Below are 15252 nucleotides of genomic sequence, written 5' to 3'. Positions count from 1 at the left end.
CTTTATTCATTTTTTATACTCTGCCTCAAACACATCTCCCCACGAAAGTTCAGAAAGCAACGTTTCCTGGTTCATTTCCGCTTCGGCATCCCGTTTTGCTGCTTGGAAGCATTTTCCCCACATCTCCCGGACGACGTCGTTGGTCAGACTGGGGGTTTCTTCTTGAATATCGGCGATTTCTTCGCGGGCATTGCCAATGGTTGCCACCCAACTGCGTGATCGTTTTTCCGGCTGGGTCTTCCATTTGATGATGTGGGCCATTAACCGAATGAGCTGACTTTTTAAGGCGCGTTTTTCTGATCGTCCCAAGGCTTCGATTAACTCCTTTAAGCCAGCGGAGGCTTCGGTGATGTTTCCTTTGGCTAACTCGGCTTCAATTTCCAACGCGGTTTGATAGGGCGACATAGCCGATAGATCTTGCCAGTTCATACACGATCTCCTTTGCTTGAAGCCATTTTTGAGTAGCCGCCCACTTACCAGATGTCTTTCAAACTTAAAGTAAATGCTGGCAAAAGCGGGTCACACGAAACGGCTTCTGGATTCTCAAGAACTTCAACCGTCTGTTCTGGCCGATAGACATACACTCGTTTTGCTTTGGGATCAATCAGGAGTCCCAACTGAGCGCCATTCTCCTGGTATTCGACCATTTTCTCTTGAAGGATTGAAAGTGAATCTTCGGGCGAACGCAGCTCCACGACAAAATCAGGACACAGAGGAGCAAACCCTTCCTGTTCTTTTTCGGTCAGTGCCTCCCACCGTTCGCGTTTGATCCAGGCGGCATCAGGTGAACGCTTGGCCCCGTTTGGCAAAGTAAATCCAGTTGAAGAATCGAACGTGAGTCCGGTTCCATCAGCGTCAGCCCAGGCCGTCAGGCGGTAAGTAAGCTTTGCATTGCGCCATCCGGTTAAGGCGCCAGTTGGAGGCATGATGATGAGTTCTCCTTTGGCGGTGAGTTCGAATCTCAGATCTCTGTTATCTCGACAAAGCTGATGAAATTGTTCGTCACTCAACTGTACCGAATGCACATCCAGAGCCACAGGTAAGAACATTGCTAACGGTTGCTCAACTATTTCTCGGGTCATGGGTGCCTCACGGTTCACGAAGGGATTAACTCTCCCAGTATGGGCTCTGCATTATTTACCATCAACTCTGATTCTGCCATTCATCCCGGAACACGATGTTGAAACTTGAGGATCCACTTCATACACCGATGGCCAAAATCTACGTGACCACAGTACATCATCGGGCAGCCTCCGACGATACACTCGATCCCATTTGCCTGGCATTCGCGAATGGCTTCTTCCGACACACTTCCCTCTCCGAACGACCGATGAAACCAGACATGCCGGATTCCTAGCTCGGCGCATTCACGCACTACCTGGGCTGAGACGTTCGGGTGGGTTGCGATGACGACAGCCCCAACTGGTTGAGGAAGTGAGCGGAGGTTGGGATAGCACGGCCCATCTTCCACCTGTTCAGCCTTTGGGTTGACGGCAAACACAAGATGGCCACACTCCTTGAGCCTTCTGAAAATAGCATTTGCGGGTTGGGTGGAATCTCTGGACACACCAGCGACAGCAATTGCATGGTGGCTGAGAAAGGTAGCAACTGATGAAGGAAGTTTGGACATAAGATTTCGCCTGTCACACTCCACAGTTTGGCCAAGCTAAAGCTTGAACTCTGAACAGAAACCATCTGCTGAACGCCGGTAGCTGGCTTGCAACTGACGAAGCTCCTCCATTGGGAATTCGTGCAAGCACCACTTCTGTTTGTACCCGATTTCGCCATGCTCATCCAAAATTTGTTTCATTGCTGATAAAACCTGCCCGCGAAGGTGGGTCAGTCGAGTAACTCCAGACAAAAGTGTTTCAAAATCAGAGCTGCCGATCCCCCAACTGTACCAGTCTTCATACCAGCGAACCTCCAGGGAAACAGTTGTCTGATCTTTTCGTCGAAGAACTAGACGATGTTCGCCCGGTTCATCCATAAAGATAACACTGACTTCAGTTGCTCCATTCAAAAGTGCAATTACTGCCGAGGCAAGATTCCGGAGCGAGTCGTGCAGGTATGAAACTGTCATTTCAATGGTCTGGTCCTGGCACGAAAGAATCGCCGTTGCCCAACCTGCCCGGTGAAGGATGTACTGGAATTTCATCTGGTCGCTCACTCCAGTTTCCCTTCCTTGTATCGCTCAGGAGCGTACCGCCGGGCAATCAGTCCGGTCGCTTCGTCAAGGTTGATGGCCTGGACCAGTACGCCTTCCTGACCATAAGGCAAAAATGCCTGGCACTCGCCCGATGGAGTAATGACGCAGGTCGCTGATTCCTGGAACGGCAGCCCGTAGTTGACACTCGCAAAATAGATCGTGTTCTCGATGCTGCGCATCACCATCGCCTTTTCGTAGTACGGCGCCTCAGCCGAACCCCATTCCGTCAGTCGAACGCCTTCGCGAGTGCTTCCAGTATGCTGCGGGTGAAAGACGATTTTGGCACCCCGGACCGCCGCCCAGCGAACAGTTTCGGGATAGCGCCAGCCTTCATGACAAATCGCAATGCCAAACTTTGTTCCGTTGACTTCGAAAAGTTGACGAGTCGTGCCCGGCACATAGAACTCATCTTCAGTCGGAGCAATCTGATTCTTGGTTTGAAAGCCCTGGATTTGCCCGTCGGTGTCAAACACGCAGGCCACAATTTGGCGGCCAGTCGCCGTAAGCCGTTCCATTCCAAGAATTGTGGCAATGGCATAGGTTTTTGACCATTGCGATACCGTCTGGAGGACACGTTCCTGTTCGGCCTGATCAAAAGGGAAGACGTCGAAATCCTGCCCGCGCAAACCTGGGAGATAGGCTTCTGGGAAACAGACAATTTTGGCTCCCTGGGTGGAAGCTTCAGACAGATACCGTTTTACTTTTTCCAACCCATCATCAAGGGTCGTAGCGACAGCGGGCGATGCCAGAGCGATGATCATAATTATTTAGGGTTCAGGGTTGCGGTGACGGTTCAACCGAAGTTGATAGGAAGCAGAAATTGCCACAGTTGCCATACCCGATGACCAGATAGCTGCTTCACAAAGTCTCCTGATCAGAGAGGAATCTTTCAACGGTATCAATGAACTCGATTATGTTCTTTTCGATCCTTGCAGTTAGATTGTCAAGGTCACCAAAATCAGGGCTTTCGGCCAGATTGCACTCAATGATCGAGTCAACACCTTTTCCGGGTGTCATAATTCGGTATTCGGGCCATTGGCCGTTCCTGACTACCTGCCAGTACTTCCGTTGAATCTGCCGATTGGTTCCGGCAAGCCAGGCTTCGAATCTGAACGCTTCATAGTTGAAGACGATTGCGATCTTCAAACCACGATGCTTGAACGATGGCGGGATGACGGCAAAGTAAGATATATCCAGATATCCGTGATAGAGCCCTGTAATCGAGTAGCTCGGATATCTGCTTTTGAACCGTGCTTGCAGCGCCATCATGTAGCTGAGAAGTGCTCTGTATGCCTTCTGTATCGTCCCGATTTTGAGTTGTCTCCGAAGCTCGACCATATCTTCCTGAATTGATTGCATAGTTCCCTCCAGGTTGTGCAAAAAACAGATTATCTCGCAATTATGCATCAGCGAGGCGATAACCAGGTGCGTGAAGGATTTGTTTAGGGCTTTGTTGTGTAACCGGAGATTAGTAACAAAATCATTCGAGAGCAACTCAATCCCAGAACCAGCTCCGGGTACAACCTTCAACAGTAATCAGATGGACAGATTGAGCTTACTCAATCGTGAAATCCTGTTGCTGCTGAGCCGATTGTTTTGCGTTTGTGCCGTTGGTGACAGTGATGCTCAAGACGTAGCGTCCGGGCGGGAACCCAGCCAGCGGCACTTTCGCTCCGCAGGCAATTCGGTCAAAGTTGTCCGGTGCTCCTTTGACAGGTCGCAATGGCGCCGTGAAGATCGGCGAATTATGGCGCAAGACTTGAATCTGAAGCATTAAATCGTGACCTGGAGTCGCATTGTAAACATAGCTCAGAAATCCCAGAGTCGAACTCTCCGAAAAAATGCGGAGCGCCTGCAACCGGCTATCACTTCCAACCAGAGGGGCGTCACCGGCAACACTGGTTTTGGGCGGAGTCCTGGAAGGATCTTCGCGCAACATCACGATGCTGCTCATCGCCAGTTGTTTCTGGGACAGATCGGGAATTTCAACCCACTCGGAAACACTCCCGATACGGTCGCTCATCGGATCGCGAACGGCAAACCGGAGGTTGTAAAAACCGGGTTTGAGCTTCAGCTTTTTACCAAAGACAAACCAGCCTTTCGAAGCTTTTTCAAAGTTCCGCTCTTCGAAGTTGAGTTGCAACTTGTTGTCGGTCGCTTCAATGATCGTTCCGTCCTGAGCCAGCACAGTCAGCACCGCCGTCAGTGTATTGCGCCGGTGGGTTCCGGTTTTCTCGAAAGCAACCAGTGGAAGATGAATCGCCAGGGAAACCGTCGCGTTTTCTTTTTCGCGCTCTCCAGCCAGAAACGCTCCAGTCACTTTCAGGCGCAGTCCTTCAAGCGGAACAATGGAATAAAGCGCTTTTTGAATCGCTTCAGCAACCGGATCGGCGGGAGCTTTCGGGTTGGATGACTTCCCTTCTTTCCCTTTTTCTTTCCTGGCGGGTTCTTTCTTGTTCGCAGCGTCTTCAGGTTTTGTATCGGAGGGCGCCAGGTACCCTTTGCGGGCTTTCACAATCAGGTCGTTTGGCTTTTTCAGGCGAACTTCGATGGTGCGAAGTTTCCCGTCGCGAGCGGTATTTTCAGGATAGTAAGACAGAATGTAGTACAGTCGGCTGTCTTCGACGAGTTTCTGAAATCCCAATTGAAGATCATTGGTATTGAGCGTTGCGGTGCCTCCCGTCTCCGCCGCGAGCGTGCGGAGCGCCGACGTGCTGGCGTTGAGCGATTGGGTTGCCAGACTGTGCGCCACGCCGGTTGGGTCTAAAACGCCGCTGTTGCTGATGTCGCCACCAAACGGGCTGAGCGCGACCAGGCCAGCACTGCTCTGCGAATAGATCACGACTCCACTTCGGGTCGCGGCGTCAATCACGCGATTCATCTCGGCGCCGTGACTGGCCTCGCGCAACTCAAGCTGAAAACCGTCTGAAACCAGCAGCATGGCTTTACGCCCCGGTATACTTTTGACCGAGGTAATCGCGTTTCTCATGGTGGTCAGGGTCGCGCTGGTCAGTATCGTGATGCTCGTTACAATCTGACGTGCGGTTGATTCGACGATTGTTTCGACGGCTGCCCGAGGAAGCGGATCGCCAGTATTGCGAAGATAGGTCGTTATGGCCAAATCTTTTGCCGGCAGGTCTCCTTCAAGGATCTTTTGGGCCTGATATTCGGTCATCTGGGTGGGGTCGCCCGGCTGTGTTGACGTCCTGGTCAAGGAACTGATTCGGTTGACGGCGAGCTTCATCACGCGGCGGTCAGCGGTGAGCTGTTGCAAAAACCCAGGTCCGCCGCTGGTCGCAACAATCGCGACACGATCTCCGTCCGCGACACTTTCATCAATGAATTTGAGGAGCTGCTTTTTGACGCCCGGCATATGTGCCGAAGCAATGTGCAGATCATCAACCATGAGCACCAGGGTCCGGCCTGGATTTTCTCCGACAGCCGGAATATCAGTTGAGCGAGGCTGGCCCGGATCTGACTTCACGCCCGTTGGGTTCAATGGAGCACCGCTTTTCATCACGGAAAAAAAGGCGATTGCTTGAGGTTTTCCGTCTTCAAGCAGTTCGAAGTCTTCCAGCTTCAGATGATCAACCGGGCGTCCCTGCTTATCGGTGACCACTGCATCAATCTGAAGCAAATCTGTTCCAATTCGGAGTGTGGGCTCTTCTTCATTCCCTTGTGGCGGGGATTGTGGCGTTTGAGCCACCGCCTGGACAGAAAAGATGATCAACAGGATACTCAAGAGCACCTGCAACGGCCTGGTTTTCATAATGCTCATCCAAATATTGAAAATGTGTCTTATACCAGTTTGTAGTCAGTAGTTCACTAACTCCATTTCTTTGAGTTACTTAACTACTCACTAATACGAGTTTTTCATTCCAGAATGGTATAACATTAGCGCGAACCTGCCATATAATAATCAGACTTTCTCAAATAACTATAGAATTTTAGAAAAAGGCACAGCGACTGAGGCAAGTCAGCCTGGATGCCTTTGTCAGAAACGAACTCCGCAGGTCACAGCGTGCGGTAGAGCCACACACTTGGAATTTGCACCCTAAATCCGCTTTCTCATAGGCCCGGCGCGCTGGCGCATGACTTGGGTCCGCACCAGTGGCAACCGTTGCAACCTGCATTCCGGCTTCCTTCATTCGTGCCAGAACGAAGTCATACATGGCGGTCCCAATGCCCTGTCCAGCAGAGTGCGGATGAACCGCGTTGAGTCCGATTTCGCCAACGTGCGTTTCCAGGTTGAGTTTCATGGAAACAAAGCCCACCACGACACCCGCTTGTTCAGCCGCATAGATTTCCCACCCCGAATCAGGTGCCATCAGGGAAACCAGAAACTGGTCGTGCGTCTCATCATCGCGGGCCTGGGCCAGAGTGTAGATTTCCTCACCCAGGATTGCCCGAAAAGAAGCAAACACGGGAACAAAGGCAGCCTGCCGAACGGCTTCCAAATGTGGAAGATCGTCGGCTTCCGCAGGCCGCATCGTGATGTGTTGGGAAAAGGTATCCATCATCGTCTCACCTATCTATTGCCTTTTTTTCCCTGGTTAGTGTTTCATTGGAAACTCAGAAATCATTGAAAAATTTGGATTTCTTGTCTGTATGTTCCGTGTATTCCGTGGTTTCTTCTTCTGAAAATCCCTACTTTGCTGCATCCCCAGTTGGGTTTAATTTCGCTTCAAGCCGGGCTTTGACCTCCGGCCATTCAGATTCGATGATGCTCAACGAGACTGAATCCCGAAACCGACCGTTGGGCATCACCAGGTGATTGCGGAGGATGCCTTCTTCCCTGGCGCCAAGTCGCACAATGGCTGCCCGCGACTGGTGATTGAGCACATCGGTAATGAATGCGACCCGAATACACCTCCAAACCTCAAAGGCGTGGGTCAGCAGCAGCAACTTGGCTTCGGTGTTCACACTGGTGCGCTGGGCACTCGCCGCCAGCCAGGTGTATCCGATTTCCACGCCCCGGTTATTCTGATCAATGTTATAAAACCGGGTGCTTCCAACAACCTGACCCGATGGTTTTCGGATAATGACAAATGGAAGGTGAACCCCCTGGGCCTGGGCCTGGAGCGCTTCCGCAATGTAGCCCGCCATGTTGGTTTGATCAGGCACGATGGTCACAGTTGAGTTCCACAGTTCGCCATCGCCGGCAGCCGCGATGAGTAATTCCTCATGGGCTGGTGAAAGGGGTTCCAGTCGGACGTACCAGCCTTCAAGAATTATTGGCGAGATGTCCATTGTACCTCCTGGATACTAACCAAATCACAATGCAAGGCCGATACGTTGCATCAGGCTGCTAAATCGCGGATCGGCGCGGAGACTGTCCCAGACCGGGTCCACTTTAACAAAAACCAGATGGTCAGAGCGCTTCTCGAAGGCTTTTTCAAGCCAGGCCACCGCTTGATCTTTTTCTCCCAGGCCAATATAGATTTTTGCGATTTCTTCTGGCGGAAAATAACTTCGCGTTGATTGCTTTTTCAACTGCTCAAGTAGCTTCTGCGCTTCTCCACGATTTCCAGATATCCCATAGACATGACCGAGCGACCCTAAAACCCACGGTTCGTCGCCTGACTGGGTTACCTTTTGAAACTCCAGGATAGCTTCCGGGTACATTCCCTTTTGCACATAAGCTTGCCCAAGCCCAAGGTGGGCCTCACCGTAGCCAGGGTCTATGTCAAGCGTTGCCCGTAATTGCGCGATGGAGTGATCGTACTGACGCGCAAAATAGAAACGGGCCCCAAGGTTTTGGTTCATCACCAGCGAAAGTGGATCCAGCTCCTGGGCACGTTTCATTTCTCGAATGGCTTCGTCTGGCCGCCCCATTAATTCACAATAGATCGAGTATAAGTGGTGAGTCCTGGCAATGCCGGGATTGAGGTCCAGCGCGCGTTTGAGTTCGGTTTCGCTACTTCTCCAATCCCATTCATGCCGCATTCTCAGGTACGCCAGCGAGATGTGAGCTTCAGCCAGCCCTTCGTCAATCTCAATGGCCCTGGTTGCCGCTGTCTTTGCTTTCAGGTAGGAATCCACTGGCGGCAGCCCGGAGAGATCGGGCATTGAATACGAATCAGCCAGGCCGGCATAGGCCAGGGCATAATTCTGGTCACTTTTAATTGCCTGCTCGAAATACTCAATGCTTTTCTTCACTCCTTCCGAGGTCCGCTTGTCCCAGGAATACCGGCCCTTCAGATAAAGCTGGTATGCCTCAACATTGTCGGTGTATCGCCGTGCCAGCAGCTTGCGTTCTTCTCCGGTGAGTTCCAGTGCAAGCGCCGTTGCCAGTCGGTCTGAGATCGAGTCTTCCACCGAGAGAATGTTGGTAAATTGCTCATCAAATTTGTCAGCCCAGAGATGACGGCCATCTGCCACACTCACAAGCTGCACCGTCACCCGGATTCGTTCGCCGACGAGATGGATGTTTCCGTCCAACACGGCTTCAACCTTCAGCTCCCGGCCAGCCGCAACCGGATCCTGTTCGACACTGGTGTATTTGCGCACGGCACTGGTTGGCCGCACAGTAATTTGCCTGACATTGCCCAGACGGGTTATCAAGGCATCAGCCAGTCCTAGCCCGAGGTATTCATCCCGGCTATCCGCAGTCAGCGAGTTGAATGGAAGTACGGCGATTGATTGAACCTGTAAACCTGCAGGCTGTTTTGACTTACTCAACATCCACAGGCAGAAAGCCACGATTACCAGCCCGATCACAACACAGGTAGCTACCAACATTTTTTGGCGCCATACTGAGCGACCAGATTCGGGGGCGGCAAGGATAGCCTCTTCTGCGCCGTCACTCTGATTCTCTATTTCTTTCCTGACCTCGTCTTGTTCCTCTTCAATGACAATGGTGGATTTGGTGTGTTCTTCGACAAGCAGGCCGGCCTCTTCATTCCAGACTTCCTCCACACTAGCGATAAACCGGTAACCCCGTCTCGGAAGGGTTTCTATGTATTTATGCTCGCTGGCAGGGTCAGCGAGAATCTTCCTCAGGATGTAAATGTTTTGGGTGAGATTGGACTCTTCGACTATCGTGTCAGGCCAGACCTTGTCCATGATTTCATTTTTCTCAAGCACCTGTCCGCGATGTTCGACCAGCAGTAAAAGGGTATCGAAGGTCTTCGGTTGTAACGCCACCGGTTCTCCGTCTCTGAGGAGCAGGCGGTTTCCGGCATCTATCGAGAAAGGGCCGAACTCATAGAAGTGCTTTATTTGCTTGTTCATGCGCGTCTTGAGAAATTCTTGAGAAATTCTTGAGCGGCGTCTTGAAGACTTTTTCACCGCCCTCAACCCATCATCTGCCACAGGCTGAGATGATGATTCTCAGTCAGTTGGTCCTGACCAAAGGCGCTGAATTTATCATCCTGTATTGGGTGACGCAACACACGCGACTGGCAGCAAGCGAACGCCTCATTGCACGGCAAGTGGCCACTCACCAACCCGGATTTGGAAGCAAGCTCCACTTCACCGAAACAAGCAAACGAAGGATGGCTTATACCAGTTTGTAGTCAGTAGTCAGTAGTCAATAGTTCACTAAGTTTATTTGATTGAATTACTTGACTGTTTTCTAATACGAGGATTCCATTGCAAATTGATATTATCTGCCTCAACTCACTCAGCCCCCCTGAGTAGGAAGGAAAAAGATCGGGTACAACAGAATACAAATTTGGAGTAAACAACCAATAAATCCAATCTTTTCAATATGTTCATTGCCTGTTGCTACGAGATGGTAAATTTTTTCAATGGTGGCATCAGGCTTTATCATTGGCATTCGAAATTTTCAAACCAACAGTACATTAGGAGTACATATTATGAATCTGAAAAGTATCTTCCTGGCTTTTTCCATTGCGGTGGCGATAGCCATCATTCCCAGCCAGTCATTCGCCCAGGAAAATCTCAAACAAAGGCCGGAAGGCACCTGGAACGTCATCCTGACCGCAGCCGAAGTCGGCTTTCAGGAAAAAGAACGCTATACATTTATAACGGGCAGATCCCGAAAGGAAGGGAGCCTGATCTTTTCAAATGAAGTTGATGCCATCCCGCCGTGTGGCACTGACCAAGGCGTGTGGAATCAAACTGGCCGTGGAGAATTTGCGCTGACACACGGAGCCTTTTGCATTGACCCAGAGTCCCAGAACCCAGGGTTCGCGATAAAATTTAGAGAGACAATAATGCTTGACGATAGTGGAGAGTCATTTTCAGGAAGAGGCATCTTCGAGGTATTTGACCCTGAAGGAACCCTTCTTTTCTCTGCGACTTACACTCTGCAGGGCACCCGCATGCAAATCGAACGGCTACCGAATGCGTCACAGTTGGACGGTGCCAACCCGATTCAGGAGGCGAGAGAACCACACTCCGGTTGGCGTACCTGGTCTCAAAAATCATCATTGCGTTGAGAAATGAGCCTGGTCGAGGTAAAGCGCGGCCAGGGAACCTCAACCATTTGAGGAAAGTGCAAACGGTGCTGGTTGGACTCTGGTCCCGCCAGCACCGAGCTTGAGTTGTCTTATTTCCTTCGGTACACGTCAGTGTTGAGGTACTTCAGACCGGAATCAGCCATGAGTGTAACGACTGTGGCGCCTGGCCCTAATTGTTTGGCAACTTGAATCGCCGCAATAACATTGGCGCCCGAGGATGTCCCAGCGAAGAGCGCTTCTTCTCGGGCAAGCCGTCGTGTCATTTCCTTCGCGTCATCGGTTTTGACCGGAATAATCTCATCCACCAGCGACGGTTCCCAGAGCGGCGGCGTGTAGCCAATCCCGACGCCTTCAATTTTGTGCGGCCCTGGCTGTCCACCTGACAGCACTGCGGATTCGGCAGGTTCAACCACAACGATTTTGACACTTGGTTTGTGTTGCTTCAGCACCGTGGCAACTCCACGTGAAGAAGCCCCCGTGCCAACACTGTGAATGAAAGCATCTACTTTTCCTTCGGTTTGATTCCAGATTTCTTCGCCTAATGCGAAGTAGCCCGCGATGCTGTCGTGATTGTTGAGCTGGTCAGTCCAGTAGGTATTCGGCGCCTGGCTTAATTGACGAGCGGTTTCGATCATGTCAAGAATCAGCTTTTTGGTCGTGAGCCCGCCTTCACTTGGAACAAGTGTGAGTTCCGCTCCCAAAGCCATCATTTGATTGAGCTTCTCCGGGCTAAACGCATCTGAAGTAACAATTTGAATACGATACCCTTTGGCGGCACACACCAGCGCCAGCGACGCCCCGGTGCTGCCGCCGGTGTATTCAATCACGGTGTCTCCCGGCTTGAGTCGTCCATCGGCTTCAGCCCGCGAAATCACAGCGTTTGCCATGCGGTCTTTCATACTGCCGGTTGGGTTTTCCCATTCGAGTTTCACCAGAATTTCCGCACAATCGGGCAGAACGATTTTCTGAAGTCGAACAATGGATGTATTTCCAATTGCATCAAGGATGTGCATAGGGTTGGCGCTCCTTCTTGTGACTGGTTTCTGGATGAGGCAGTTACCTTGTCATAACTTTACTGAGAGATTGAATTTCGAATGTGTTTGATTTTTTTCGTGGTTTTCGTGTATTTCGTGGTTAAAAATGTCTTGGAATTTTCGGCGAGGTACTTATCAAGCAGCGTGTTTCGAGTCAAATGAAAAGACCCGCCAGCTTTTCCCATCCTTGACAAAAGAAGTTGGGTCAACGGCTGTGCCAGTAAAATCCTCAATGGCACGCCCCCAGAACGCAGTGGCCTTTTGATTTTGGTCTATGACTCGAACTTCCCACGTTCCTGGAAACTTTTTCCAAATCTCTGCCGCCACCTGTGTTCCAATACCAAGCCGACGATAGCCACGCAGAATAAAAAATTCCGCTATGTCCCAGATATGTTCATCGCCGGAAATTTGAGACCCTTTGTGAACCAATACAAATCCAGCCCAGTGGCCATCAACGGCAATCAGAAACGGAAACCGATGCGGTTCTGTCCAGTATAACGGGAGCTGCGGATAGCCAAACCGCCCGTTATCGTCAAGTTTCAGGTCCATAAGCTCGCTGAAATCATAGATATACAGCTCAAGCAGGTTTGCAAGAATTGGTTTCTGCTCGTGTAAAGCCGGGAGGATTTCAATGCAGACGGATGAGGGCGTTGAGGAGATTTTCATATCGGACTTGGCAGAGCGAGGTTTGCAAGAACAAGTTTGAGTATTTTGGCGGGTTTAGAATAGCAGTTTGATTACGGCTCCAAATTACTGATCTTCCGTCAGATAGACATGTTCCCAGATATAGTGAAATGAGCATCCTGGTGTTGGTTGCAAAGCTCGTGAAGCCCAATACCCATCTTCAGTTTTGATAACGATTGTTCGACCAATAGAATGAAATGCGGGAAATTCACGAGTGATAATTTGCCCGGCCCGCTTCTGAGTAACTGGTTTGGTTGATGCCGTTTCGACAAAGCGTATTTCGACGAGGTGGCGTTGGCGCTCACCGGCTGCCCCACTTTCGTGATACCGACGGAGTGTTACACGTGCCATAGTATTAACCCAATCCTGACTGTTTGTTTGTTCAGTTTGGCTTTCACGCCAGATCAAACACAATTTTGAGTGCTTTATCAATCTGGGCCATTTCTGCCTGGGTCAACTTTCCACGTATTTTGACCAATCTGAAGCGAGAATCAACTGGTCGCGTTTGTAAGCAATCAGCAATTGAGTCATTGGTCAAACCATTGGTTGAATTGGGTTTGATTTCGACATTGGTCTTGATTTGCTGCTTTTTTGGAGTCCAACTTGTGATTGGCACCACTTGAATGACTGGCACTCGCAGGTTGTACACATTATTCGTCACAATAATGCAAGGCCGGGTTTTTCCTGTTTCAGACCCAATTGTTGGATCTAAATTGACGTCAATCACCATTCCCCGCTCAAGGATTCTTGTCATTCAGGCCACCCCGTGAGTGCGGATTCGGTCAGTTCCTGAAGATCAGTCTCTTCAACATACACTTCCAGATACAGATCGGCGGAAGCTTGAAGTTGTTGCTGTTCAAGTTCGCGCTGTAAATGTGCCAGTGCAGCACGAACCAGAGCGCTTTTGTCTTTAAACCCAAACTTGTGATACTGGCCAACAAATTCCAACTGTGATTGATCAAGAGTAAATTTTGCCTGAATCATAACCCCTCACATACGCCCCCGAATGAAGACCCTAAAACAGGGTCAACCTGCGGGTATTGTGGCTTGCGGTGATGAATTGTCAAGCGACTCATCAAACTCAGAATCTTTTAAAGACAATCTCACGCAAATCAGGAAATCCACCGATGACACCCTGGAGCTGAAACCGATTTCCAACCGTTCGGAGTCCAAATGTAAGCCTCCGTGCCACCCGAGCCACCGAGCGAAAAGCCCTGCAATTTGTAAGCCCAGGTCAGGTACACAAGATTCCCTTCTTCCAGAAAACAAAACAGAAGCTGGGCTTTGCTCCTTTCCTTACACAGGGCGAGAAATTCTTCAGGTGTGCAGGGCTCTAGTTCCTGAGAACCACGTTTCCATGCCTGGGTAATGAGTTCCGGCTTTGGAGAACGAAGAAAAAATCGCAACTCGAAGCTCGACTTATCTTGTTTCCGCTGCAAACACTCAGAGGTCACCAGCGCCGCGTGGCTCACAAGATTCACAAAGAGCCGTTTCTGAGTTTTCGCGATGAGTTGATCAATGTCCATTTGAGGAAATTCATCTTCACACAAATGCAGGTATCCTCTTTTTCCCTGGCCGTGAACTTGAAACACCTGCCCACACCCATAGCGTGGGCCAAGCGCATACTCGAAAATCAGAGACTTGCGGTCGGCGGTGATAGAAAACCTGACCTCCCCAACAGGAAAGAACCTGTGACCAGGAACTTCTAAAACCTGACTGATGCCTGGGTCATCGGGTTCGATCAAAACTGGTTGTTCATTGTCAGTGTATTTCCACTGGCGTTTTCGAAACCCTCTGCACATCGCACTCCTGAAATGACCATCCGAATATTCTGAGATGATCAAGGCGACTGGAGCTGAGCCCAAATCAGTCCCCATCGCTTCACTGTCTCGCCAGGCACGGCGCCACAGGCGATCAACTTCAGCAAAAATAAGCAAATACAGCCAGTCGGTTTTCCAACCCATACAATTTTGATCTGAGAGTCCAGATGGTCATTCATCCCCAGGCTTATTCATTGTAGGCACGGAGGTACAATTTGCCTTCATAATCAACCAGGCCAAGCACAAGCTGTTCTAAAAAACCATGCCTGCCCAGTACATTTCGCTGAAAGGATTCATCAGCGGCAAAACAGACTCCGACATCAAAACAATGTCCCAAGACCGCCAAGGTGACAGGATGGCGGTAGGTCGTAAATATTCCAGTAGCGGTACCGATGCGAACCAGACAGCCATCTTCAATTATCAGCCCTAACTGTTCACCATACTGTCGGGCGAAAATACAGTCGGTTGAGCCAGTGTCAAGTTTGGCATTGGTGGTGACCGATATGGTTGCCAGGCTAAGTGTAATCGGAAGACTGATGCCAGGCTGACCCACGTCATACTCAGAAAGGTGTAAATATTCCACCAGATAGCCCATTACCAGCCTCCCGTGTAGCCGACGTAATCCGGCGGATGAACAAATGACACAAAGGCATTCTCCACTCCGGCGTGTTTGGCTGCCGTCGCTGCTTCAGGAAAATTTCTCCCAGTCGCTACAAGTCGGTCACCATCCAGCGCCACATATTGACCGCCGTATTGCTCACGGTTCGCTTTGAGCCAGGCCAGATGCTGTTGGCGGCGGATTTCAGCTACCTCAATATGTGTTTCAGGCTGGGTTGGCAGAGTTGGTTGTTCAGCGGTCTTCATCTGATCTGTAAGAAATTGCCAAACTTCCATTTGTTCTTGTCGAGTTAGAGCCGTTAGTTGTTCTTTGATGGTTTCGATTATTGTTGTTGACATGGGTTTACCTCATTCTTCATTCCCTAAGTTTCGCCCAAAAGAGTGATGACTTCCTCAGTTTTGGTCATCCAGGTGGTTGATTGAGCCCAAATCAAAGGACAAAAAGGACAAAAAGGACTGGTTAG

Annotated in this window: 19 protein-coding genes and 1 pseudogene; 2 read left to right on the top strand and 18 right to left on the bottom strand. The window is 50.4% G+C overall.

What is annotated here, in order from left to right:
• Nucleotides 1–6: 6 nt before the first annotated feature.
• The 10 genes and pseudogenes from HY774_21980 to HY774_21935 all read right to left on the bottom strand — a co-directional run bounded on the left by HY774_21980 (nucleotide 7) and on the right by HY774_21935 (nucleotide 9439).
• Entirely contained in the window at nucleotides 7–429 is a 423-nt protein-coding gene (locus HY774_21980) for a DUF29 domain-containing protein (protein MBI4751156.1), read from the bottom strand.
• Between the two features lie 44 nt (nucleotides 430–473).
• Entirely contained in the window at nucleotides 474–1049 is a 576-nt protein-coding gene (locus HY774_21975) for a Uma2 family endonuclease (GenBank protein MBI4751155.1), read from the bottom strand.
• 113 nt (nucleotides 1050–1162) lie between these two features.
• Complete coding sequence (locus tag HY774_21970) at nucleotides 1163–1630, bottom strand: CoA-binding protein (GenBank protein MBI4751154.1); 468 nt, start codon at nucleotides 1628–1630, stop codon at nucleotides 1163–1165.
• Between the two features lie 36 nt (nucleotides 1631–1666).
• Nucleotides 1667–2155, bottom strand: a complete 489-nt coding sequence (locus HY774_21965; GenBank protein ID MBI4751153.1) for a hypothetical protein — start codon at nucleotides 2153–2155, stop codon at nucleotides 1667–1669.
• Between the two features lie 8 nt (nucleotides 2156–2163).
• The gene (locus HY774_21960; GenBank protein MBI4751152.1) at nucleotides 2164–2967 is read right to left on the bottom strand and encodes a carbon-nitrogen hydrolase family protein; all 804 of its coding nucleotides are present in this window, start codon (nucleotides 2965–2967) and stop codon (nucleotides 2164–2166) included.
• A 97-nt stretch (nucleotides 2968–3064) separates the two neighbouring features.
• The gene (locus HY774_21955; GenBank protein ID MBI4751151.1) at nucleotides 3065–3565 is read right to left on the bottom strand and encodes a hypothetical protein; all 501 of its coding nucleotides are present in this window, start codon (nucleotides 3563–3565) and stop codon (nucleotides 3065–3067) included.
• 196 nt (nucleotides 3566–3761) lie between these two features.
• Entirely contained in the window at nucleotides 3762–5975 is a 2214-nt protein-coding gene (locus HY774_21950; GenBank protein ID MBI4751150.1) for a VWA domain-containing protein, read from the bottom strand.
• A gap of 245 nt (nucleotides 5976–6220) precedes the next feature.
• Nucleotides 6221–6723, bottom strand: a pseudogene (locus tag HY774_21945) (GNAT family N-acetyltransferase).
• Between the two features lie 130 nt (nucleotides 6724–6853).
• Entirely contained in the window at nucleotides 6854–7456 is a 603-nt protein-coding gene (locus HY774_21940) for a GNAT family N-acetyltransferase (GenBank protein MBI4751149.1), read from the bottom strand.
• A gap of 24 nt (nucleotides 7457–7480) precedes the next feature.
• Nucleotides 7481–9439 (bottom strand): winged helix-turn-helix domain-containing protein, encoded by a 1959-nt coding sequence (locus tag HY774_21935; protein MBI4751148.1) that lies wholly within the window; start codon nucleotides 9437–9439, stop codon nucleotides 7481–7483.
• Nucleotides 9440–9480: 41 nt separating this feature from the next.
• Between HY774_21935 and HY774_21930 the strand changes: the two genes are divergently transcribed.
• Nucleotides 9481–9723 (top strand): hypothetical protein, encoded by a 243-nt coding sequence (locus tag HY774_21930; GenBank protein MBI4751147.1) that lies wholly within the window; start codon nucleotides 9481–9483, stop codon nucleotides 9721–9723.
• Nucleotides 9724–9957: 234 nt separating this feature from the next.
• A complete protein-coding gene (locus HY774_21925; protein ID MBI4751146.1) occupies nucleotides 9958–10611 on the top strand; it encodes a hypothetical protein in 654 nt (217 codons plus the stop codon).
• Between the two features lie 110 nt (nucleotides 10612–10721).
• On the opposite strand, the gene HY774_21920 is transcribed toward HY774_21925, so the two are convergent.
• The 8 genes from HY774_21920 to HY774_21885 form a co-directional block, all read right to left on the bottom strand.
• Nucleotides 10722–11645, bottom strand: coding sequence for a cysteine synthase family protein (locus HY774_21920; GenBank protein MBI4751145.1), 924 nt, complete (start codon nucleotides 11643–11645; stop codon nucleotides 10722–10724).
• 156 nt (nucleotides 11646–11801) lie between these two features.
• The gene (locus HY774_21915; GenBank protein ID MBI4751144.1) at nucleotides 11802–12332 is read right to left on the bottom strand and encodes a GNAT family N-acetyltransferase; all 531 of its coding nucleotides are present in this window, start codon (nucleotides 12330–12332) and stop codon (nucleotides 11802–11804) included.
• An 84-nt stretch (nucleotides 12333–12416) separates the two neighbouring features.
• On the bottom strand, nucleotides 12417–12701 hold the full coding sequence (locus tag HY774_21910) for a hypothetical protein (protein MBI4751143.1): 285 nt from the start codon (nucleotides 12699–12701) through the stop codon (nucleotides 12417–12419).
• 43 nt (nucleotides 12702–12744) lie between these two features.
• Complete coding sequence (locus HY774_21905; GenBank protein ID MBI4751142.1) at nucleotides 12745–13104, bottom strand: type II toxin-antitoxin system PemK/MazF family toxin; 360 nt, start codon at nucleotides 13102–13104, stop codon at nucleotides 12745–12747.
• Nucleotides 13101–13334 (bottom strand): hypothetical protein, encoded by a 234-nt coding sequence (locus HY774_21900; protein ID MBI4751141.1) that lies wholly within the window; start codon nucleotides 13332–13334, stop codon nucleotides 13101–13103. Before HY774_21900 ends, HY774_21905 begins: the two co-directional genes overlap by 4 nt.
• A 128-nt stretch (nucleotides 13335–13462) precedes the next feature.
• A complete protein-coding gene (locus HY774_21895; protein ID MBI4751140.1) occupies nucleotides 13463–14314 on the bottom strand; it encodes a hypothetical protein in 852 nt (283 codons plus the stop codon).
• A 43-nt stretch (nucleotides 14315–14357) separates the two neighbouring features.
• The gene (locus HY774_21890) at nucleotides 14358–14765 is read right to left on the bottom strand and encodes a hypothetical protein (GenBank protein ID MBI4751139.1); all 408 of its coding nucleotides are present in this window, start codon (nucleotides 14763–14765) and stop codon (nucleotides 14358–14360) included.
• On the bottom strand, nucleotides 14765–15127 hold the full coding sequence (locus tag HY774_21885; protein MBI4751138.1) for a hypothetical protein: 363 nt from the start codon (nucleotides 15125–15127) through the stop codon (nucleotides 14765–14767). Before HY774_21885 ends, HY774_21890 begins: the two co-directional genes overlap by 1 nt.
• Between the last annotated feature and the right edge of the window lie 125 nt (nucleotides 15128–15252).

It is taken from the genome of Acidobacteriota bacterium (assembly GCA_016208495.1).
In the GTDB taxonomy this organism is placed as follows: Bacteria; Acidobacteriota; Blastocatellia; order Chloracidobacteriales; family Chloracidobacteriaceae; genus JACQXX01.
The sequence above is the reverse complement of the archived record's forward strand: the minus strand, read 5'-3'. Positions and strand labels throughout refer to the sequence as shown.